Raw genomic sequence first — 21,808 nt, 5'->3', positions numbered from 1 at the left:
TCGCTTCGCAACTTCCGGCTGTGCGCGGCTCAGCCGAATTAGGAGGGATGAATTATGAAGGATGATTTAAGCAGCCACTCAGGACCTAGCACTCAGCACTCAGACCTCGGCGAAGCCGCCAAGGGGCAGTTCTTGGTCTATCAGGCTGAAGATGGTCAATTGAAATTGGATGTTCGTTTTGAGGATGAGTCGTTCTGGCTGACACAGCCATTGATGGCGGAGCTGTTTCAAACAACACAGCAGAATGTAAGTCAGCATATATTAAACATTTACGAGGAAAAGGAACTCGTGCTGGAGGCAACTCACAAGAAATTCTTGTCAGTTCGATTAGAGGGGAAGCGGGAGGTGAAACGCCTGCTGGATTACTACAATTTGGACATGATCATCTCGGTCGGCTACCGCGTGAAAAGTCATGTGGCGACCCGTTTCCGTATCTGGGCGACTCAACAGTTCAAGAGAGCAGAGCCTCAGGGCGGCTTCTCTTTTGGCATTTTAATGAGCGGAAGAGCCATGGATAATCGATTTAAGATTTGGACTTTGTCGACGTTCCTAGCCTCGCCAAGTTGGGGCTTGGCGTTCCCGTTTCTAGGAGGTTGCGTATGAACTCGGAATCCCAAAATGTTGAATTCAAGCAATCTTGGCACGATGACTATTTGAAGTGGATTTGTGGCTTCGCCAATGCGCAGGGGGGACGAATTTATATCGGTAAGGACGATGTGGGATTGGTCATCGGGGTCAGCAATGCTAAGAAGCTTTTGGAGAATCTGCCGAATAAGATCCGTGATCAGCTGGGGCTAATGCCGGCGATCAATTTGCAGGAAGATGCGGGCAAACCTTTCCTTGAAATTATCGTGGAACCGTCGACAGTGCCGATCTCTTTGCGTGGGGCCTACTACTGGCGTTCGGGCAGCGTGAAGCAGGAGCTTAAGGGGGCAGCGCTCAATGAGTTTCTGTTGAAGAAAATGGGGCTGACTTGGGATCGTGCGATTCAGGGAAATGCGTGCTTGGATGATATTGATGAGACGACGATTGAATGGTTTAAAAATGAGGCGCTGACTGCGGGGCGGTTACCGAATGTTTCTGGGCTGTCCACTGCGACTCTGTTGAAAAAGCTACGGCTGCTGACGAAGGAGGGGCTGACAAACGCGGCATTAGTGTTGTTTGGTAAAGATCCAGGTGAGTTTTATGCAAACTTGTATGTTAAGATCGGGCGCTTTGGTGCCAGTGTCGTCGATATGCGTTTTCAGGAAGTGTGTGAGGGGAATTTATTTCAGATGATGCGCGAGGTCATGGAGCAGTTGGAGAAAAAGTTTCTGATTAAACCTGTGCGCTTTGAAGGGCTGCGGCGTATTGAAGAGTTGGAATATCCGGTTCCCGCATTGCGTGAAATACTGCTCAATTCGTTGGTGCATCGGAACTACATGGGCAGCATGACGCAGCTCAAAGTCATGGATGATCGTATTTCCATTTGGAATGCGGGAACTCTGCCGCTTGAGTTGAGTGTTGAAAAACTCTTTGAGGTGCATGAATCCTTTCCTCGGAATCCATTGATTGCGGATGTTTGCTATAAAGCCGGTTATGTAGACTCTTGGGGGCGAGGAGTCGAGAAGATTGCCGAGGCCTGCACCAAAGCAGGCTTACCCAGACCTTTCTTCGCTGAGCGGTCAGGGGGTGTTGCTGTGGAGTTACTGAAATCGCAGGCTTCCGAAACGGTTGTTTCGGGAGGCGGCGGGAATGATTTCGGAACGATTTCGGGTGGAACGTCGGGAAAGCGTCGGGAAAGCGTCGGGAAAACGTTGGGTAATGGGTTGGGTAATGGGTTGGGTAATGGGTTGGGTAATGAGTTGGGTAATACGAAAGTGAGAATTCTGTCGGAGATGAAACAGTCTCCGAAAATTACCGGATCTCAACTAGCAGAAATTTTAGAGATAAGCACCACTGCGGTGGAGAAGCATATTAAGCAACTTCGAGAAAGTGGACTGATTCAGCGCGTGGGTGGAACACGCGGCTACTGGGAAGTTTTAGAGGAAAGCGAACTATCATGACCGATTTCAACACCGACGAAAAACTCGCTTCGCAACTGCCGGCTGTGCAACTGCTGGTGGCGATGGGCTACACTTATCTTTCGCCGGAGGCGGCTTTGCGGGAACGTGGCGGGCGGCGCTCAAACGTGCTGTTGGAGAATGTGCTACGTGAGCAGCTCAAAACGATTAATCGTATCCGCTACAAAGGCGGGGAGTATCTCTTTAGCGAGGAAAACGTGCAATCGGGAATCGAGCGGATCAAGCACGTCAAATACGATGGTTTGTTGAAAACGAATGAGGCGATTTACGATCTCATCACTCTCGGAACGGCTTTGGAGCAATCGATCGAGGGCGACGTTAAAAGCTTTAATCTGAATTACATCGATTGGCGCAATTGGGAACGAAACAGTTTTCATGTCACAGTGGAATACGCGGTCGAGCGCACACGTAGCAATGAGACCGCGCGGCCAGACATCGTGCTGTTTGTGAACGGTATTCCTTTTGCCGTGATCGAGTGCAAGGCTCCGGGGATCGAAGTGAAGCTCGGGGCGGAGCAATCAGTTCGCAATCAAAACGAGGATTATATCCCGAAGCTGTTTACCTATACGCAATTGCTACTGTCGGTGAATAAAAATCAGGCCTTGTATGCGACTACTGGCACGGCGCTGAAGTTCTGGGGCGTCTGGAAAGAGCCTGCCTTGGATCAGAGCGGGGCCGCACTGACCGAGTTGGAAACGCTGGTCGAGCAGTCGTTGTCTCAAGCAGTGAATTTTCAGTCACTCAGCCCTGATCATTCAGCACTCAGCACTCAAGGCGAACGCCTTGCCACGGAGCAGGATAAGTCGCTGTTTGCGCTGTGTCGTCCGCAGCGTTTGTTAGAGCTGGCTTGGAAATATACGGTATTCGATGGCGGGATCAAAAAGATCGCCCGTTATCAGCAATATTTTGTCATTCAATCCACACTGCAGCGTATTCGGAATTACGATACTGAGGGCGCGCGTCGTGGCGGCGTGATCTGGCACACGCAAGGTTCCGGCAAGTCGTTGACGATGGTGCTGCTGGCGCGTAATCTAGCACTCGATCCGGAAGTATTGAATCCCCGCATCGTGCTGGTGACGGATCGTGATGATTTGGACAAACAGTTGAGCAACACCTTTGCCGCCTGTGGCTTGGAAGCCTGCCGTGCGACTTCAGGGCGTAACTTGTTGGAATTGGTGGCGGAAAAGCAGTCGGGCATCATCACCACGCTGATCCATAAGTTCGACAAGGTGGGCAGCAAATACAGCGACGACTCGCCGAACATCTTTGTATTGGTGGATGAAAGTCATCGCACCCAGTTTGGCTCGTTCTCGGCACGGATGCGGCAGATGTTTCCGCGTGCCTGCTACCTCGGCTTTACCGGCACGCCCTTGCTTAAGAAAGAGAAAAACAATTTCGCCAAGTTTGGTGATTTGATTGACCCGCATTATTCGATTTCGCAGGCAGTGGAAGATGGGGCTGTGGTGCCGCTACTCTATGAAGGGCGCTATGTCGAGATGACGCAGAATCAGGCGGCGGTTGATCTCTGGTTTGAGCGTCACACCCAAGGGTTGACCAAAGAGCAGCAAGCCGACTTGAAACGAAAATATGCGCGCGCGGAAATGCTGAGTAAGTCGGATCAAGTGATCTACATGCAGGCCTTTGATATCAGCGAGCACTACCGCGAGACCTGGCAAGGGACAGGATTTAAGGCGCAGTTGGTCGCGCCCAACAAAGTCTCGGCGTTGAAATATCAGGAATATCTCGACGACATTGGGATGGTGCGGGCCGAAGTGGTGATTTCGCCCCCTGATAGCCGCGAGGGCTACGAAGAGACCGATGACGAGCCGAGCGACGAGGTGGTGCGCTTCTGGAAAAAGATGATGGCGCGCTATGGCAGCGAGGAGGAATACACCAAGCAGTTGATCAATCAGTTCAAACACGGTCAGGAGCCGGAAATCCTGATTGTGGTGGATAAGCTGCTGACTGGCTTTGATGCGCCGCGCAACACCGTCCTGTATCTCTGCCGCGTACTGCGTGAGCATACGCTGCTGCAAGCCATCGCGCGGGTGAATCGATTATACGAAGATAAGCCATTTGGCTATATCGTCGACTACGCCAACGTGCTAGGAGAGTTGGACGAAGCGCTGACGATGTATAGCGCCTTTGAAGGCTTCGATGAGGCGGATATCGAAGGCACCTTATTGTCGATTCACGCGGAAGTGGCCAAGTTGCCGCAACGCTACTCGGATCTGTGGGCATTGTTCAAAACGGTGAAGCACTCCAATGACTCGGAAGCTTACGAGCAGTTGCTGGCCGACGAGTCGATCCGCGACGAGTTTTATACCCGATTGTCCGAATACGCCAAGACCTTCTCGATCGCGCTGTCCTCGGAGAAGTTTCTGTTCGAAACCGATGAAGCGCTGCTGGCGCGCTATAAGCAGGACCTGAAGCAATTTCAAAAGTTGAAAGCCTCGGTCAAGTTGCGCTACGCCGAAGCCATCGATTACCGCGACTACGAGCCGAAGATCAAGAAGCTGCTGGATACCCATATTCAGGCGAACGAAGTGATTCAGCTCAACGAGCCGGTGAACATCTTTGACGACGAAACCTTTAACGAGGTTAAAGAAGAGCAAGGTGTTTACGGCAAGCAGCCACGCACCGCGGCCAAGGCCGACACCATCGCGCATGCCACTAAGAAGGTGATCACGGAGAAGATGGATGAAGATCCGGCCTTCTATGAGAAATTTTCTATTTTGATCCAGCGCGCCATCGAAGACTTTCGGGCGAAGCGTTTGTCGGATTTGGAGTACCTGAATCGCGTGGTGGACATTCGCAATAAAGTCGTCGGCAAGGTGCATGACGATGTGCCGTCGGTATTGAAGGGCAACGAAGACGCGCAGGCTTACTTTGGGGTGGTGAAGCCTTTCTTTGTCGAGCACGCGATGGCAGCCGAGGCATTAGAAAGCATTGCGGCGGATACCGCGTTGGCGGTGGATGCTATTTTACAGCAGCACTTTAAGGTGAACTTTTGGGACGACAGTGATGCGCAGAAGGCGGTGATCGATGCGATTGATGATTACTGCTTCGATGAACTCAGAGCGAAGCGAGGCCTGGAACTGTCGTTGGATCAAATGGATGCCATGATCGAAAAAGTTATGCAAGTGGCACGTTCCCGAGGCTAAACCGATGCAATCTACAGCAGAAATGATGGAGGGGAGCATCCTCTATGGTCAACGGGTGATTGATTACACCTGTTCAACCGTAGATCGCAAAACCTTGGAGATTGCGGTGCATCCCGATGCTTCCGTGGTGGTGAAAGCCCCCGCAGGCACCGATGTTGGTGCGATTGAAGCTAAGTTACGCAAGCGCGCGCGTTGGATCGTGAATCAACAAGATTATTTCAAGCAATTCAATCCCCGCACGCCGCAGCGCCACTACATCAGCGGTGAAACGCATTTGTATCTCGGTAAGCAATATCAGCTCAAGGTCAGTGTTGGAGATGCAAACAAAGTGCGTTTAAAGCATGGAGTCTTTGAGGTGAGCTGTTGGCAAAAAGTGGCGCCGCATATGACCAAGCGTTTAATGGAGCAATGGTATGCACAAAAAGCGGCCGAGCAATTTGCGCAGAGCTTAGAACGCTGTTGGCCTAAGATCGCGCGTTATGGGTATCACAAACCAAGCATTGTCATTCAGCGCATGGAGAAGCGCTGGGGTAGTTTATCTGAAAACGGCACGCTGACCCTGAATGTCGAATTGGTCAAAGCGTCGAAAGAGTGCATCGACTACGTTATGATCCATGAGCTCTGTCACTTGAAGCATCATGATCACAGTGCCGATTTTTATCAATTGCTGGCTGCACTGCTTCCAGAGTGGCGCCACTTAAAGCAAAAGCTAGAGTTGCGATTGGCGTAAATTTTCTGGGCAGGAAGGCTGCATGTGCTATACGATTTTTTAGAGGGTTCGCACTTGCCAATCCTTTGAGTAGCGCTACTAATTCTAAAGTTGAACTAAATTAGAAAGTATAACTATGGCTAAGCCCGCACCTGAGTTTCATTACCAAAAGCAATTTCCACTTGGAAAAGATAAGACGCAGTATCGTCTACTGACCAACGAGTTTGTCGAAACGGTTGATTTCGCTGGGGAATCAATGCTGAAGGTCGATCCCAAGGCGCTGACTTACATCGCAGAAGCTGCGATGAAGGATATCTCCTTCAAGTTGCGCACGGAGCACTTGGAGAAGGTGGCGGCCATTCTCGATGACCCAGAAGCCACAGAAAACGACCGCACCATTGCGCTCACCATGTTGCGTAACGCCGAGGTGTCTGCGCACGGCGTGCTACCTTTCTGTCAGGATACCGGCACCGCTATCATTTTGGGTAAGAAGGGCCAGCGCGTTTGGACCGGCGGCGGTGACGAAGCAGCGCTTTCGCAGGGCGTCTATAATACCTACACCCAGGAGAACCTGCGCTATTCGCAGATGGCGCCGCTTTCCATGTATGAGGAAAAGAATACGGGCTGTAATTTGCCGGCTCAGATCGACCTGCTGGCAACGGATGGCGACAGTTACGACTTTCTTTTTGTCGCCAAGGGTGGAGGCTCCGCCAACAAGACCTTTTTCTATCAGGAAACCAAGGCGCTGCTCAATCCTGCCAATTTGGAAAAATTCTGCATTGAGAAAATGGGCACCTTGGGCACCTCTGCCTGCCCACCGTATCACATCGCATTTGTGATTGGAGGCACTTCGGCTGAGACTTGCCTGAAGACGGTAAAGCTGGCGTCGACCAAGTATTACGATGAGCTGCCCACTGAGGGCAACGAATACGGTCAAGCCTTCCGCGATACAGAACTCGAAGCCAAGCTGCTGGAATACACCCGCAAAATGGGCTACGGTGCACAGTTTGGTGGTAAATACTTTGCTCTGGACGTGCGGGTGATTCGTCTGCCACGCCACGGTGCTTCCTGTCCGGTTGCCTTGGGCGTTTCTTGCTCGGCCGACCGAAATGCCAAGGCGCGCATCGATAAAGATGGCCTGTGGCTGGAGCAATTAGAAGAAAACCCCGCTCGTTTCATTCCTGCCGACGGCGAGATCGCGAAGCCAAAAGACCCGGTCGCCATCGACCTGAATCGTCCGATGAAAGACATCCTGGCGGAGCTGACCAAATATCCGGTCGCCACGCCGCTCTCGCTGAGTGGCACCATCATCGTGGGCCGCGACATCGCGCACGCCAAGATTCAGGAGCGCTTGGATAAGGGCGAGGGCATGCCCGAGTATTTGAAGAACCACCCCGTTTATTATGCGGGGCCCGCCAAGACGCCCGCTGGCAAGCCTTCCGGCTCCTTCGGTCCTACGACCGCAGGACGGATGGATAGCTACGTGTATCCCTTCCAAAAGGAGGGCGGCTCCATGATCATGCTGGCCAAGGGCAATCGCTCGCAGCAGGTCACGGATGCGTGTAAAGAGTTTGGCGGTTTCTACCTCGGCTCCATCGGTGGGCCCGCTGCCTTGCTGGCGGAGCACAATATCAAGAATGTCGAAGTGTTGGAATATCCAGAACTCGGCATGGAAGCCATTTGGAAGATCGAAGTGGAGGACTTTCCGGCCTACATTCTCGTCGATGACAAGGGCAACGACTTCTTCGCCGACGTTCGGACCGCTTGCTCGCAGTGCGCGCTGAGTGCCTATGAAAACGCTCGTGCGGAAATGACCAAGTAGCTGCAAAATTGCTTCGATTTCAATTTGCTTGTGAGCTTGCAGTTCGGGGCGAACACGCTTCTGATTTTCGGCATGCTTCTCGTAATCGATAATTTTGACTCTTTTACCTATAATTTGGTGCAATATTTTGGCCAGCTGGGTGAGGAGCAGCAGGTTTTTCGCAACAATGCGATCACGGTGGAGGAGGCGCTCGCGCTGAATCCTGACCGTGTCATGATCTCGCCCGGTCCCTGTTCGCCCAACGAGGCAGGCGTTAGCTTGGCGATGATTGAGGCATTTGCGGGCAAGAAGCCTTTGCTCGGGGTTTGCCTGGGGCATCAGAGTATCGGCCAGCACTTCGGTGGCAAGGTGGTGCGCGCGGAGCGCTTGATGCATGGTAAGACCAGTCCCGTCACGCACCGCGATACGGATATTTTCCAGGGGTTGCCCAATCCGATGGTGGCCACCCGTTACCATTCGCTGCTGGTCGAGCGTGAAAGCTTGCCCGATTGCCTGGAGGTGACGGCTGAAACAGAGGCGGGCGAAATCATGGGCTTGGCTCACAAAGATCTCCCCGTATGGGGGGTCCAGTTTCACCCCGAGTCGCTCGCCACGGAGCAGGGGATGAAGATGCTTGAGAACTTTCTTAAGCTGTAGCCTAGCTACTAAATATAGGGATTGCAAATGTAGTAGGCTACATATAGTAGTCTTTTTCTTATTATTGTTAGTAGACCTTCTCTCTGCTGATTTTTGAATTCATATTGCTAATCATGCGTTGCCCAAAATGCGCCTCTATTGAGACAAAAGTGCTCGATACTCGAACTGGAAAAAACGAGACTTCGATTCGTCGCCGTCGTGAGTGTCTCGACTGTGGGTATCGCTTTACGACGATTGAAGAGGTGCTGCGTGCCGATTTGCAAGTGGTCAAGCGTGATGGGCGCCGCGAGGACTTTGACCGCGTTAAGGTGTTGGGTGGACTCAAAAAAGCGGTAGAAAAACGGCCCATTGATGTGATGCAGATCGAGATGTTGATTGCCGATGTGTTGGCGTCTTTGGAGAAAGAATTTGACCATGAAATCCCGGCTCACGCTATCGGTGAGCAGATTATGCTGCGTTTGAAGCATTTGGATCAAATTGCTTACGTTCGTTATGCGTCCGTTTATAAAGATTTTAGGGATTTGGCCGAGTTGGCGCAGGAAATCAATGAGCTGAAAGCTTCGACAGATAATGCCTAAAGCCAAGCTGATTGCAGTCGAGCAGCTTCGGACGCTCAACGAATTGCTCGGGCGTGTGTCGGACCCTGAGCGGGCGGAGCATGCGCGTCGTGCCTTAGAGTTTGCGTATAAAGAGCACCCTGAAGATCTCGAACGTGTGCCGCTGGGAGATTATGTTGATAAATTAGCGAAACTTCATTTCGGGGTCTCCGGGCACCGAGCCGATTTTGCTTTTGCTCATTGGCATGTGCCGCGTTTGGAGGATTTTAGCCCGCTGTGGATACGGCAGGCGATCGTCGTGGAAATGAAAAAACTAGCGGGGCGTCGCGAAGGGTTGTTGCTGGTGACTGGTTTACGCGAGGCGGTTTGCCCCGTTGGCAAGTATTGGACTAAGCAGCGCGAGGCGCAGTATCAGCGGGTGCGAGATTGGATCGATGAGCTGGTCTGTGCTTGGGCGACGCGTGGGTCGCGTTTGCAAGTGGTTGTGCTTTAGGCCGCGTTAGGTTAGCAGGAACTTTGTTGCGCCTGCGTTGTCGCATGCTTTACATTGCCCATTGTCGTGTTTATTCGTTTTTTATGCGTTACTTATTCTGCTTACTTCCCCTTCTCGTTTGCTTACAATCGCCTCTGTCTGCCGTAGAGAATTCCACTCACTTAAGGGGCATCAATTTTCTTTATATGAATATTGATACCTCCTTTGCCACTGAGGTGACCGCGACTGAGCGCTTGGATTTGAGTGATATTATGGAGCTCCAATTGCGTCGTGGGAACATTGAGTTGCGCAATTTCATTGTGAATAAGCCAGAGCTGAATGTGCCTTTGATTGTGTTGTCGATTGATACCTCCAGTCGTGTCTCTACCGGGCAGTTTGAGCTTATCTTACAGGTGCGTGATCATGTGACGATTGACCGCAATAAGGATAAGACCGTTGCGACAACTTTTGAACTGCGTCGTACGGCGCGCTCCGATGTGAACGAAGTCGATACGATTAAAGCGACGCTGCGTGAATTGATGGCCGAGTTTGTGACTATTTATACCAAAGAGAATCCCTAATCATATGAAGACTCTATTTGAACGAATTATTGATCGCGAGATTCCTGCTAAAATTGAGCACGAGGATGATCTGTGTATTGCCATTCACGATATCGATCCCCAGGCGCCGACGCATTTTTTAGTCGTGCCGAAGCAAGTCGTGCCCTGTATCGCAAAAGCTCGCGAGGAGCATCAGGCGGTTTTGGGCCATCTGATGCTGACGGCTGCATCCGTCGCTGAAAAGTTGAATTTGTCGGGTGGTTTTCGGATCGTTATAAACAATGGAAAAGATGGTGGAGAGACCGTACCTCACCTTCACTTGCATGTGTTGGGCGGTCGGCAGATGGCTTGGCCTCCTGGATGATCAATATTTGACTAATTTTTTTTTATAAAGGACGCATTTGTGCGTCCTTTTTTTATTTTTAGATAATATTTATCAGCGGGCGTAAGTATATGATATTTAGTTATATGTGGTGACTTTTGGCTGCTCTTTGTTGCTTTTTGATGAATTAATTGAGGCATATTTCAACTTGGCATGTCGAGTGCTATAAGTTGGTTGTTCGCGATTCCGCGATCTGCTCGGGATGCTCCCCATTTAGGGTATCTCGATTTCAATTCCTGAACAAAGCAATCAACCTGACTAAATAATACATATAATGAAGATTAAGAAATACCTTCTCGCTCTGTTGCTCGGCAGCTCGGCGTTTCTGATGGCCGGCTCGCTCGGCGCACAGGACATGCCGGTTGCAGAAGCAGCTGAAGCTGTCGAAGCTGTCGCTGACGCGATTCCATTTGACGAGGCCTATGCGGCCTTCATGGAAACTCCCGGTGCCGCCTTCTTTACGATCAGTAACCTTTGGCTGCTGATCTCTGCCGCTCTGGTGTTTATCATGCACCTTGGCTTCGCTACGGTTGAGTCGGGACTCGGCCAATCCAAGAACACCGTCAACATTCTCTTTAAGAATGTCTTCATCATCAGCATGGGTCTTATTTCTTATGCACTCTGGGGCTTCAATGCGATGTATCCTGGGTTCGCAGAAGGCTCCGCGGGTGTGTTTGCCATGGGTTCATGGTTCGACGTCACTGCTTCGGTTGATCTAATGACTTCCGAGTATGCAGACTACACTTGGTATACTGACTTCATCTTCCAAGCCATGTTCGCTGCAACAGCGGCGACTATCGTTTCGGGTGCAGTTGCTGAGCGCGTTAAGCTTTCTTCTTTCATGATCTTCGCAACACTGCTTGTGACTTTCGCTTACCCCATCACTGGCTCATGGCAGTGGGGTGGAGGTTGGTTGTCTGCTCGTGGTTTCTACGACTTTGCAGGTTCCTCCCTCGTTCACGGTTTCGGTGGCTTCGCCGCTCTCGCTTGTGCGCTGATCCTCGGACCACGTGCTGGTAAATATGTCGACGGTCGCATCAAGCCGATCCTCGGTCACAGCATGCCACTCGCTACGATCGGTGTTTTCCTTCTCTTCCTCGGTTGGTTCGGATTCAACGGTGGTTCGGTTCTCAATGCCGACCCTTACTTGGTATCGCTTGTATTCTGCACAACTGCGCTTGCCGCCGCTGGTGGTGGCCTCGGTGCGATCTTCACTTCATGGGTATTCCTCAAGAAGCCTGACCTTTCCATGGGTCTCAATGGTATCCTAGCTGGCCTTGTTGGTATCACAGCGGGTGCGGACTCCATCATGCCATTCTGGGCCATCATCACAGGTCTCATCGCTGGTATCCTGGTTGTCTTCTCGATCATCTTCTTCGACAAGATCAAGATCGACGATCCTGTCGGTGCCATCTCCGTTCACGGTGTATGTGGTATCTTCGGCACACTTGCAGTGGCTCTCTTCAGTGACGCTGCCGGTTTCGGAATCCAATTGATCGGCACACTCTCCGTTGGCGCATTCGCCTTCATCTTCTCGATGATCGTCTTCGGTCTCTTGAAGGTCACTATCGGTGTCCGTGTATCACCTGAAGAAGAGGCCGAAGGTCTTGACATCGGTGAGCATGGTCAAGAAGCCTATCCTGACTTCGCAAACAGCTCACGCTAAGTTTCGCCTAGCCAATTAACAAAAATAACCACAGATTACATAATACTATGAAATTGGTAAAAGCAGTCATCAAGCCCTTCAAACTTGAAGAGGTCAAAGAAGCTCTCGCAGACATCGGCATCGAAGGTATGACCGTCACGGAAGTCAAAGGTTTCGGTCGCCAGAAAGGCCACACCGAAATCTACCGTGGCAGTGAATACACAGTTGATTTCTTGCCTAAGGTAATGATCGAAATCGTTGTTGACGATGCCGACGCGGAAAAGACGACCGAAGCGATCGTCAAAGCCGCCAAGACTGGCAAGATCGGCGATGGTAAGGTCTTCATCATTCCCGTCGAAAGCGCGACACGTATCCGCACCGACGAGACTGGTCCAGAAGCTCTCTAAGCTCGATCTGAACTGATCTAAAGCGAAGGCTTTAAAACACAGCGGCCACCCTTTTTGGGTGGCCGCTTTTTTGCGCTTAAAGCGGACTTAGCGTGAACCTAGCTCACATTCCATTTCTTTGACGATCTTGGCGAGTTGAGCGGCGAGTTCTTTGCGGTCGCGGTTCTTGAAATCCTCGTAGGGAAATACGAGAGCGACGGCCAGTCGTGGTAGTTGTATGAAGGGTTCTCTTAGTGCCATGGCTATGGATGCATAGTCGCTATCCGATTCTCGAATATTCCAGGCGACGCGTTGCTCGCTGACTTGCTTGAGTTCCGTCAGAAATACATTGGGGTCTAAGATAGTATAGGGCGTTGTTTGAGCTGGCTGGAGTGACTGCTCAGGCTGATCGACCTGTGGTGCGTAATTGAGCCATTGGCTTGGATCCATGTAGGAAATGAGGACTTTCCCGACGGAAGAAGAGTAGGCTGGAGTATGCAGGCCTAGACGCGTGGTGTTACCTTCTTCACCAGCGGCGCAGATCGTATATGTGTCACGTTTACCTAGCATGCTGATGTAGACGCTACAGTTATGCTGACTGGCCGCTTTACGGATATGTGCGTCTAGTTTTAGGTTTTTACCGTAGTGAAGGGCAATTTCATGCACGAATTCAAATATGTCTGGAGAGAGTGTGTAGTTACCTGTTGGTAGTTGTTGTACAAAGCCGATCTCGCATAGCGACTGGAGTAAGCGATGGACGGAAGACTTGGGCATTTCCAGGGCCTTGGCTATGTTGGTGACGCCGAGGGAGTGGCCTGCGTCGACCATGAGTCGCACGGCTGCGATTCCTTGGGTGAGTGGGGTTTGCTTGCGAACTATTGGGGGCATCGTGTGATTGCAGCTTTGTGTGCGAGAAAAGGCAATTCCATCCTTGCCGCCTGTTCCAAATGCGAAACACACTTCTCCTGTGGCTAGGCTATGCCCTTGTCTCGAATATGTGGAGGGGCCTCAATTCTCTGTATGAATTTATCCGTTTTGGAGTTAGAGATCCCTTGTCTCGTCGTCGGTGGTGGGCCTGCTGGTTTTGGAGCTGCAAGTGCTGCTCTACGTGGTGGTTGTGAGACCATTGTCGCCGATCGGCATGGTTTTCTGGGAGGCATGGGGACGGCCGCTGGGCTGAGTTGCTACTTAAATCATTTAGGCGTCGATGTGGACCTTTCCTCACCTGTCTACCGTTCATTTAGGCAGCAACTGATTGATATGAAGTCGCACTACTATGATGCCCACACACAAGCAGACTATTATGAGCCGGAGGTCTGTAAGCTTGGGATGGAGCAGGCGATTCTCAAGGCAGGGGGCAAGCTGCTGTATCACTCGATTTTATCGAATGTCTATCGAGAGAAAGATCTGTGGGTAGCTGAATTTTTAAGTAAAGGTTCCCGTGTGCGCATTCGCTGTCGTTATTTGATTGATGCGACTGGCGATGCAGACCCATCGGCCATGGCGGGGGCGGGCCTTTTCCATGGTAATCAATCCAGTGGCGCGACTCAGCCGATGACTATGGTGGTGCAAATGGGTGGTTTTGATCCACAGGCATGGGCGGCATCGGGACGGCGTTTGATTGAAGGTCGCTACGTGGCGGAAGGGGATCAATATGCCGCGCAGGTTTCGCTCGCTCGCAGCGCAGGGGAGTGGTCGATCCCACGTGAGAATGTCGCGCTGTTTTGGTCAATGCCGCACGATCCGTCGCGCATTACAGTGAATGGTACACGTATTAGTGGGCTGAGCTCGTGTAATGCGATGGAAACGACTCGCGCTGAAGTGGAAGGCCGGCGTCAAGCCCAAGAGCTGGTCGCCTTCTTCCGTAAATACATTCCTGGTTTTGAAAATGTCTATCTCTATCAAACCGGACCGCAAGTTGGGGTGCGTGAGTCACGCCGGATTGTCGGACGCTATACTTTAACTGAAGATGATGTGCGCTCGGCGCGTATCCCTGAAAGTAGTGTCATGCTTTGTGCCTATCCGATCGATGTTCATTCCACTGAAGGCACTGGGACACAGTATGAAGATAATGGCAGTATTTATGGTATTCCCTGGGAATGTCAGCTGCCAGTAGATTTGGAGAATGTCGCGGCGGCGGGGCGTTGCATTAGTGCCACCCATGAGGCCGCGGGCAGCTTTCGGGTGATGCCGACCTGTATGGGCTTAGGTGAGGCTGCGGGTACTGCAGCGGCGCTTGCCTGGAAAAATAAAGACACGCTTCAATCGATTGCAGGCGCAGATATTCGTCACGAAATGGATCGTGCACATGCGGCCGCAGGCAATTTGATCCCTTCGACACAATTTAGTTTTGGCTCTCATATCCCTGCTCAAATATAATGAATACGACTTTTAATATGCAATTATCCCTCCAACAAATCGGAACGATGTCTCGCTTATCTTTGAAGGCGTTCGGACGCTCTGTCTGTCTTAAAGCCTTCGTTTGCTGCCTCACGACTTTCTTTACCTGTATGCTCACATCTAGCGCGATAGATATTCAACAAACGATCAATAGTGCGGTTGCCCGTGGAGAGCGCGAGGTGCTGCTTCCCACAGGCGAGCACTCGCTCGATCAGGTCCTGCGCTTGGAGGGGTTCAAGGACTTTACGATTCGGGGCGACGACACGACACTCGTTTTTACCAATCTCCGGGATTGTGGTATTCTCGCGACTGATTGCGATGGATTGACGCTAGAGTCCCTAACCTTGGATTCAAATCCACTTGGTTTTACTCAAGGCACTATTGAGACCTTGGATCGTAAGAGTGGCGTTGTTACCTTTAAAGTTCATGACGGTTATCCGGATCTGGCGCCGCATTATTTGAGTGGCCGAGCGTTTGCATTTTCACCAGAGACGCTGAATTGGAAAAAAGACACACCCGTTATGTATGCGCAAAAAGCAGAAGCGATCAATCCTAGAGAGGGACGCTTGCAATTCTCTAGCGGAAAGATGGCAACGTTGAAGACTCTGAATGTTGGCGATTACATCGTTCTCGATTTTAGAAACTCACGTGGTATTCGTATTGAGAGAGGGGAGAATATCACTCTGAAGGAAGTGACCATGTGGAGCCTGCCTTCGATTGGTGTGATTTCACGCTTCATGGATGGAGATAATTATTTCTCATACACAATCGAACGCGGCCCCATGCCTGAGGGAGCCGAGGTGCCGCGCTTGCTCTCTATTTCCGCTGATGGGTTTAATTATGCATATGCTCGTAAGGGGCCGATTATAGAGAACTGTGACTTTTCCTTTATGGGAGATGATGCCGTCAACTTACATGGGATCGCGTTTTATGTGGCTCAAGTCAAAGACGACATGCTGTATTTGATTCGTCCCTACTTAGGAGAGTCCTTCACCTCGATTGTGAGTGCGGGTGATGTGGCGATGAGCATCGCACCGGACTCTTTCGATGTAAAAGATCGTGCGCTCATTCAGTCCTTTGAGTTAGAGCCAAACGCGTCGAAGGATTTTCTGGAAATTGCAGAGGAAATTTGGCAATCTAAAGCCGTCAAGTCGGGGCGGATTTCGGTCTATGCGATGCAAGTCGACAAGCATGCGATGTCGGTTGAGGCCGGAGACTTTATTGAGATCCCCGCGATTGCGGCCCCCAATTACACGATTCGTAATAACCACTTTCGTGATCATCGTGGCCGTGGCCTGCGCCTAATGAGTTCCAATGGACTAGTTGAAGGGAATACCCTTGAGAATATTAAGCAGTCGGCGATTTCAATTGGCTCCGAAATGACCTTTTACCGTGAGGCTGGTTGGGTGGAAAACGTGACGATTTTGAACAACACAATCAGAGATGTTGGCTTTGACCCCGTCATGCACCTCTCTGGAACCCATGTGCCCGGCGCTATTTCGCTCTTCCACCGCGGAGCGACACCTGAAACTGCACGGCCCAATATGCATATTCGAGCGATTAATATTTTGAGAAATACAATTGAGGAGGTCGGCGGGCCTGCGATACATATTAATCAGTCGGAGGACGTGTATATTGTGGGGAATACAATTAGTGGCTCCAATCAGCTATCTCAAAGCAGCACTGGCTCTGATTACGATCTTGATACGACGCAGCCCATCTCAATCGACTTTTCGAAAGATATCCATGTTTACCCAGCTCCTTCAGTGAATCAATGAGAACGTTTGCGTATGCTTCTTGTGGCTTGCTCTGGGCGCAGTGTGCATTTTCTGCGACTGTAGTTGTCAATCCAAATGCGAGCGACGCTTATCAAGATTTGGCTTCTGCTGCTGCGGCGCTGTCTGCTGGTGATACCTTATGGCTTGCTCCAGAGAGTGGGCCTTATCGAGAGGTCTTGCATATTCGTGCTTCGGGCACTGAGGCGCGCCCGATTATCATTGAAGGAAATGGTAATGAGATTACTGGCTTCGAGCCTCTAGTTTTTGTTGAAGGGCGTTGTTTCCCGTCAGTGGCTTATCCATTTGTGCTGCGACATCAGGGGCAGCGTGTCATGGAATCGGAGGCCCATGGATTCAGCCATGGCATTCGTTATGACGCCAAGCAAGGCCGGCTTGAGTTGCTTCCAGGGATCTCACCCGAGGGATGGGAGATTTCCACTCGCGATTTTGTGCTTCGTATTCAGGATGCTTCGTATCAGCAATACCGAGACTTAGTTGTCAGTGGATCCTTGAATGATGGTATTAATCTACACGGAGAGGGGCGCGGTCTTTCTTTTACGGGCCTCACTGCCTGTCAGAATTTGGACGAAGGATTTTCATCTCATGGAAGTATTCAATGCAGCATTCGCGAAAGTCTGTTTTACGAAAATGACAACGGACTGTTAAATGGATTTCAAACGGACACGACGCTCGAGCAGGTCGTGGTGCGTGACAATCTTGGCATCGGTTTGGCATTCAACGGAGAAGCGACTGTGCAAGCTTCTCAAGTCGAACTGTGGGGCAATGGTCTGGTGCAGTTATTACTACGCGCTCAGGTTCAGCTGACCTTTGATGAGGTGACGGTTTATAAAAACCATCATGAGACGCGGGCATGGAAGACTTACAATGAGACCGCGCGTTGGTCGCATCCTAAGACGCTCGACATTGGCTCTATTGAATTGGAGGCCGACGAGCTTGCCATCGTGGATGCGTGCTGTCCTTGATTATATCTGAAGCGTCGGTGGAGGCTGGGAAACTGTATCTCGGTAGATCGCCTTTTTCAGAAGTCAGTGCGTGTATACGCTTGTCAACGGTAGGGGCGCGACTTGTCACGCCCGCATCGTGATGGGGGCTGTGGATCTCTCCTTTGCTCTGTGAGCTACGGTGGACAGGCTGCGGGGTATTTTAGTTGGTAATTGGCCCCAATGCCATGGCATTGGGGCAATCGTCCTCGCCCTGTCTCCTGCGCTAAATCTCCTTCGAATGTGTTGAGAGACATCTTTTCAATAACTCCATTACGAATGACGATTCAGCGTTACCAGTCGAATGCCTCTAACTAGATACAGCATGGGCTAGTCCTGCGCGGCTCCAAGTTCGAGTCGGTAGAAGTGCTCCGAGGAGAAGTAGGGGCGCCCTCCTAAGCCTGAGGTGGGAGAGATCCAACTCTTGGGGCCCTCGCCATCGTTGTCGTGAACTGCAAAGTTGAAACGTATGCTTTGCTCGAAATCAGTTTCGCTTAAGCCCATCTGCTGCGTGTCGAGTGTCAGTTCCCATGTGGTGGTCTTGCCCTCACGAGTGATTTGGATGGCATTGATCAGCGGGCGTTCTACTTGCTCTGCATCTAAGTAGAATTCGCTGCGAGGAGAGGTCCCGAGGTCGCCGGCAATGGCGAGATGCCCACGGACGCCTTGCTCGCTTTCCCATCCGATCTCAAGTGCATCGCCATCCAAGAGGGGCTCCTCTGCGCTGGCGGCATAGTGCTGGTTGTCGGTGACTTGATAAGTCATTTTAATACGCTGCGAGGAGGGACTGGAGTGTATCTTGGCGCGGACACTTAAGTCCGCAGGGCTGCCCCAGAGCAAATGCAGGGTATGTGGATCATAGTCCTGTTTGTTGAGCACCTGATTGAGGCTCTTTAACTCGATGCGAGTGGTGGTGTCCGCTCGAATGATATTGTAGACGACTGGAATTTCTAGGCTAGGGGCCCATGCGATCTCTTTAAAAGTAAATGCTGCATCCACGGTGACGATTTCTCCGAGCGCTCCCTGACCCACATCAAAACGCATGGGGAATGTTCCCGATGCACCGGCTGCGATTTCACGGGTGACTGTTTGTGTGGAGCTCAGGCTCGCTTTTACTTGAGCCGTCGCAGTCACGGTGACCGTACGTTGGAGTGGGTTCTGTAGTTTTAACTCCAGTGAGGCCACGCCATCGGCATCGGGGGACACCGTCTGAGGCAGACTAACCAAGGGCGCCAATCGCTCTGGAGTGGTTGGCGAACCAACGAAGTCGTAATAGTGTGGGGCGCCCAGTGTCACGAGTGCGACGCCGTCGACCACGGGGAGCTCAGTTGTGTTACCAAACAGGTCCGTTTGAATGACTTGTTGCGCATCGGTGCGCACGGCCCAAATGGCATCGGGAATTTGGGGGTCCTCCCGCCAGGCGACGAGTAAATGCTCATCTGTGCGGCCAAATAGAAAAGCGAATAAGCCATCATTTTCAGACCAAATGTCGAGCGCGGGCAGACGGCGTAATTTCGGGATTGCGGTGGCGGCGGCGACAAAGGACTCCTTGGGGCGTATTGCGTCCTCAATCGCAGCAAAGTCACCCGTGCCGGTTGGGTTAGTGATGAGGCCAAAGGTCTTACCGGCTTGGTTGGGATTATCTCGGCCCGCGCGATCCAATAGATTATACCAGGTGTAGCTCTTGGCGCCGATTGCGGCGGCGTAAGTGATCTTTTTCAACAGTGTTTCGGCTTGAAAACGTTGCCCATGGCGGGTGTCGAATCCGGTCTCGGTAAAGACGATCGGGACATCTGTTTTTCCCGTGCGTTGCTGAATGGCTGCGAGCTGGTGGTGCAAATCACTGTAGAATTGGGGAAAGGTGTCGTGCATGTGGTAGGCGAACCAGTCGTAGGCGCGCGGATGCTCTAAAAGTGCGGCTTCGAATGCGCCTGGCTTTGACTTGTGGTGATTCATGCCTGCATAGCCGCCCGAAGTGACAATGGTATCCGGGGAAATCGCTTTGATCGCGTCGTGAGCGACGCGCTGCACTTCGGTATACTCTTCGACCGAGCCATTGAAAAATCCGATATTGGGTTCGTTCCAGATTTCCCAGAATTGCATACTGTCTGAATGACGGGTCGCGAGTGCGCTGATCCACTCGCGCCAAGGCTCTAGTGGCGGAGGATCAAAGCGTTCTTCAGTTGCCCAGGATGGGCAACCTGTGGTGGTGACATGCCACTGAAATCCATGCTGCTGCACTTGGGCTAGATAGTCGTCAATGCGCTCCCAATTCCAGACGCCCTCTTGTGGCTGGACCTGTGCCCAGACGGCATTGTAGCGGTAGTATTCAAAGCCCAGTGAGGCAGCGATCTCCAAGAGGCGAGGCGTGCATAGTGCAGCACCCGTCGCGAAGCCGATAGGCATGGCACTTTCCCCAGCTGCAGGCTGTGGGTTGCGCGGGTAAATAGCTAACAGATCGCTGCCCCAAGGCGAAGCTTGTGAGGCCTCTTCGGCGAGCCTGTAATCGAGACGATAGACCCCGAATTGCTCAAACCAGGCGCTTGGCAAGTTGATGCGCCGTGACTCCTTGGCGTCTAGTTGAATCGTCTGCGAATGTAAGCTTGGTTCGGCCCCTATGCGGTTGAGCAGTAAGTCCAGTCTGAGGTCGCGGGGCTTATTGGCAGAATTCTCCACGAGGCACCAGACCTGAGGGGCGCTTGATGGCTCCACTGCTATAAAGCGCGCCGCTTCTGGAAGCGATACTGTGCAGTTGGCTAGAGTCGTTGTTGTGGGCACGGGGCTTGCGGGTAGGTGACTGGCGGCCACTAGGCACAGTGCAGCCATGAGTGATTTAAAGGAAGGGCGTTTCATGCTATGTATTGGGAGAGGGCTGCTGCAGTCGGGGCTCGATTAAATGAGTTCGCTCAATTGCACACTTTCTGGAGAAAGTGGGTATAGGTCGGTGATGCGGATTGCTTGCCCGGTTGCGATGGATCGATTCCCGGCAGCGCCCACTAATAGAGAGGCCGCACCTTGTTGATGGCCGGCATTGCGTCCGTAGGATTCGGGTGCTGGGTTTTCGGAGAACATTTGTTCCTGAATGAGCGGATCCGCTCCGCCATGGCCACCTTCCGGCATATTGATCGGGATGACTTGCGGTTCTTCGAATAAACGATGGACCTTTAGTGAGGCACCCCGAGAGGCGGTGGGCTCGAACTTGATGTCCCGATCGCCTGTTATGATATGTGCCGCGTGGGTTTCTGAGTATTCGAGACGCCCTTCGTCCCCCGTGATGGCAACTCGAAACCCTTCCGCGGGGCAATAAGCATTGAGTGAATAGCTGGCAATGACACCGCTGCGATAGCGAATGGTGGCGCTGAGCGAATCTTCAATGTCGATGCCTTCGCGGAAGACATTCTCGTCGCGAATGTAGCCACTGTCTTTTTCAGCTTCGAGGTAAAGGCCTTTCAAAGTCGGGTCGCCCTCTAGATTCATTCGGAACGGGTCGCCTTCGGATGCTTCGACGCCGGTATAACGATCGTAGCGTGTCAGTGCTTCCTGCCCGCGGGCCACGGCATTGTCTTTGCCATAAAATGCGAGGGCGCCCATAGCAAAGACGGTTTCTGGGATCGCATCGATCCACCAGTTGATCAAATCGAAATGGTGCGTGCATTTGTGCACGAAGAGCCCGCCCGACAGTTCTTTATAGCTGTGCCAGCGGCGAAAGTAATCGGCACCATGCGCAGTGTTGAGCATGTATTCGAAGTCCACGTGTTTGACCGTTCCGATCGCCCCCTCGGCGATGAGTTTTCGAACTTGGGTGGCGCCAGGAGCCCAACGATAATTGAAGGTTGTGCGCACACGTTTTCCAGTGCGACGAACCGCATCTTCAATCACAGCAAATTTGTCCGCATCGGTGGTCAGCGGCTTTTCGCAGATGACGTCCGCTCCAAACTCTAGGCTGCGCACGATATACTCATGATGCAGGCTGTCTGGCACGCAAACGATGACTGTGTCGGGCTGGCCTTCAGCTAGCATGCGGTCGAAGTCTTCGATCCCGTAATCGGGGATGGGATCGATTCCATACTCTTTGCATAAACGCTGTTGGTGCCAGCGGCGTCGAGTGGCGCTACTATCGCAGAGACCCACCAATTCGCAACTCTGGCGATAGGTGTCGGCAATCGGATCAATAAACATAGGGATACGGCCTCCCGTTCCCACTGCTGCATATTTGTGTCGAGTCATTATGTT

Annotated in this window: 18 protein-coding genes; 15 read left to right on the top strand and 3 right to left on the bottom strand. The window is 51.9% G+C overall.

The window, feature by feature from the left end; translation table 11 throughout:
- The first annotated feature begins 54 nt into the window (after nucleotides 1-54).
- The 12 genes from SH580_RS08600 (at nucleotide 55) to SH580_RS08545 (ending at nucleotide 12,417) form a co-directional block, all read left to right on the top strand.
- Nucleotides 55-603: a virulence RhuM family protein gene (locus tag SH580_RS08600; RefSeq protein ID WP_319834594.1), complete on the top strand. Its 549-nt coding sequence runs from the start codon at nucleotides 55-57 to the stop codon at nucleotides 601-603.
- Nucleotides 600-2,045: an ATP-binding protein gene (locus tag SH580_RS08595; RefSeq protein ID WP_319834593.1), complete on the top strand. Its 1,446-nt coding sequence runs from the start codon at nucleotides 600-602 to the stop codon at nucleotides 2,043-2,045. Before SH580_RS08600 ends, SH580_RS08595 begins: the two co-directional genes overlap by 4 nt.
- Entirely contained in the window at nucleotides 2,042-5,227 is a 3,186-nt protein-coding gene (locus SH580_RS08590) for a type I restriction endonuclease subunit R (protein ID WP_319834592.1), read from the top strand. Before SH580_RS08595 ends, SH580_RS08590 begins: the two co-directional genes overlap by 4 nt.
- A 4-nt stretch (nucleotides 5,228-5,231) precedes the next feature.
- A complete protein-coding gene (locus tag SH580_RS08585) occupies nucleotides 5,232-5,957 on the top strand; it encodes a M48 family metallopeptidase (RefSeq protein ID WP_319834591.1) in 726 nt (241 codons plus the stop codon).
- Nucleotides 5,958-6,072: 115 nt separating this feature from the next.
- The gene (locus tag SH580_RS08580) at nucleotides 6,073-7,758 is read left to right on the top strand and encodes a fumarate hydratase (protein WP_319834590.1); all 1,686 of its coding nucleotides are present in this window, start codon (nucleotides 6,073-6,075) and stop codon (nucleotides 7,756-7,758) included.
- Nucleotides 7,759-7,830: 72 nt separating this feature from the next.
- A complete protein-coding gene (locus tag SH580_RS08575) occupies nucleotides 7,831-8,394 on the top strand; it encodes an anthranilate synthase component II (RefSeq protein ID WP_319834589.1) in 564 nt (187 codons plus the stop codon).
- Between the two features lie 113 nt (nucleotides 8,395-8,507).
- The gene (gene nrdR / locus SH580_RS08570) at nucleotides 8,508-8,972 is read left to right on the top strand and encodes a transcriptional regulator NrdR (RefSeq protein ID WP_319834588.1); all 465 of its coding nucleotides are present in this window, start codon (nucleotides 8,508-8,510) and stop codon (nucleotides 8,970-8,972) included.
- The gene (locus tag SH580_RS08565) at nucleotides 8,965-9,444 is read left to right on the top strand and encodes a hypothetical protein (RefSeq protein WP_319834587.1); all 480 of its coding nucleotides are present in this window, start codon (nucleotides 8,965-8,967) and stop codon (nucleotides 9,442-9,444) included. Before nrdR ends, SH580_RS08565 begins: the two co-directional genes overlap by 8 nt.
- 185 nt (nucleotides 9,445-9,629) lie before the next feature.
- Nucleotides 9,630-10,004 carry a hypothetical protein gene (locus tag SH580_RS08560; protein WP_319834586.1) on the top strand — a complete coding sequence of 125 codons (375 nt, stop codon included), beginning with the start codon at nucleotides 9,630-9,632 and terminating at the stop codon, nucleotides 10,002-10,004.
- Between the two features lie 4 nt (nucleotides 10,005-10,008).
- A complete protein-coding gene (locus SH580_RS08555; protein ID WP_319834585.1) occupies nucleotides 10,009-10,347 on the top strand; it encodes a histidine triad nucleotide-binding protein in 339 nt (112 codons plus the stop codon).
- Nucleotides 10,348-10,639: 292 nt separating this feature from the next.
- Entirely contained in the window at nucleotides 10,640-12,031 is a 1,392-nt protein-coding gene (locus tag SH580_RS08550; RefSeq protein WP_308951225.1) for an ammonium transporter, read from the top strand.
- A 47-nt stretch (nucleotides 12,032-12,078) separates the two neighbouring features.
- Complete coding sequence (locus tag SH580_RS08545; protein WP_308951224.1) at nucleotides 12,079-12,417, top strand: P-II family nitrogen regulator; 339 nt, start codon at nucleotides 12,079-12,081, stop codon at nucleotides 12,415-12,417.
- Nucleotides 12,418-12,504: 87 nt separating this feature from the next.
- Here SH580_RS08545 and SH580_RS08540 read toward each other — a convergent pair whose 3' ends face one another.
- Complete coding sequence (locus SH580_RS08540; protein WP_319834584.1) at nucleotides 12,505-13,284, bottom strand: IclR family transcriptional regulator; 780 nt, start codon at nucleotides 13,282-13,284, stop codon at nucleotides 12,505-12,507.
- A gap of 132 nt (nucleotides 13,285-13,416) precedes the next feature.
- Here SH580_RS08540 and SH580_RS08535 point away from each other — a divergent pair, with 132 nt between their 5' ends.
- The 3 genes from SH580_RS08535 (at nucleotide 13,417) to SH580_RS08525 (ending at nucleotide 17,557) form a co-directional block, all read left to right on the top strand.
- Nucleotides 13,417-14,775 carry an FAD-dependent oxidoreductase gene (locus SH580_RS08535; protein WP_319834583.1) on the top strand — a complete coding sequence of 453 codons (1,359 nt, stop codon included), beginning with the start codon at nucleotides 13,417-13,419 and terminating at the stop codon, nucleotides 14,773-14,775.
- 131 nt (nucleotides 14,776-14,906) lie between these two features.
- Complete coding sequence (locus SH580_RS08530; RefSeq protein WP_319834582.1) at nucleotides 14,907-16,574, top strand: right-handed parallel beta-helix repeat-containing protein; 1,668 nt, start codon at nucleotides 14,907-14,909, stop codon at nucleotides 16,572-16,574.
- Entirely contained in the window at nucleotides 16,571-17,557 is a 987-nt protein-coding gene (locus SH580_RS08525) for a hypothetical protein (RefSeq protein WP_319834581.1), read from the top strand. The genes SH580_RS08530 and SH580_RS08525 overlap by 4 nt, the downstream gene beginning before the upstream one ends.
- A gap of 348 nt (nucleotides 17,558-17,905) precedes the next feature.
- On the opposite strand, the gene SH580_RS08520 is transcribed toward SH580_RS08525, so the two are convergent.
- A complete protein-coding gene (locus SH580_RS08520; RefSeq protein ID WP_319834580.1) occupies nucleotides 17,906-20,428 on the bottom strand; it encodes a hypothetical protein in 2,523 nt (840 codons plus the stop codon).
- Nucleotides 20,429-20,467: 39 nt separating this feature from the next.
- Nucleotides 20,468-21,802 carry a Gfo/Idh/MocA family protein gene (locus SH580_RS08515; RefSeq protein ID WP_319834579.1) on the bottom strand — a complete coding sequence of 445 codons (1,335 nt, stop codon included), beginning with the start codon at nucleotides 21,800-21,802 and terminating at the stop codon, nucleotides 20,468-20,470.
- Between the last annotated feature and the right edge of the window lie 6 nt (nucleotides 21,803-21,808).

The sequence above is a fragment of the Coraliomargarita algicola genome (assembly GCF_033878955.1).
Taxonomy (GTDB): domain Bacteria; phylum Verrucomicrobiota; class Verrucomicrobiia; order Opitutales; family Coraliomargaritaceae; genus Thalassobacterium; species Thalassobacterium algicola.
This window is presented reverse-complemented; position numbering and strand designations above follow the sequence as displayed.